Annotated in this window: 1 pseudogene; it reads right to left on the bottom strand. The window is 49.0% G+C overall.

Features of this window, described 5'->3' with window-relative positions:
• Window positions 1-561 (bottom strand): annotated as a pseudogene (locus tag VT06_RS17020) (IS21 family transposase); the annotation flags it as partial.
• Between the last annotated feature and the right edge of the window lie 102 nt (window positions 562-663).

The raw sequence follows: 663 nt of genomic DNA, 5'->3' as shown, positions 1-663 counted from the left end.
ACAGGCTTCAATATAGGTGTAGTTGGATGCACCCATTGTGGCGACGAAGATAGCAGCGGGCTTTATCTCGCCGGTTTGTGGGTTAACAATGGGCACAGTAGGGCCGCAGAAGTCGATAAACAGCTTATCACCGGCTTCGTGGTGTTGCCGCATAGAGCGCTTTTGCACGGCGCACCAGCGCCGATAATGCTCGCAGTACTGGGTGTAGCCAAGGGCTTTGCTGCCATGCTCTGCTTGATACTCCTGCCATAACAGCAATTTGGTTACGCCTTTCCTGCGCAGCTCAATATGCATCTGTGGCCACTGGGGTAACACACGTTGCGTACTGTAATCACGACCAGGAAATAACTGTTTGTCGAGGTTATCAAGCGGATGATCCGCTGCAAGCGGCCAACTCAGACCTAAATTTTTGAAGCGGATAACCACATCACTGATGGTCGCCCGGCCAATATTCAGTGCTTGAGAGATTTGCCGATCGCTTAACTTGGCCTCAAATTTAAGGCGGAATATATCCAGATAAGTGTGCATATCTGTCCTTACCATTTTCTTCTTACGTGTCATGACTACTCCAACAAACAGTTAAAAAACTGTTATGCCAAAGTTCGTAAAACGAAGGAAGAACAAACTGGCCGGACGATACCGAAACAGGTGGCCGGATGATGC

The organism is Arsukibacterium sp. MJ3 (assembly GCF_000987765.1).
Taxonomy (GTDB): Bacteria; Pseudomonadota; Gammaproteobacteria; order Enterobacterales; family Alteromonadaceae; genus Alishewanella.
The sequence above is the reverse complement of the archived record's forward strand: the minus strand, read 5'-3'. Positions and strand labels throughout refer to the sequence as shown.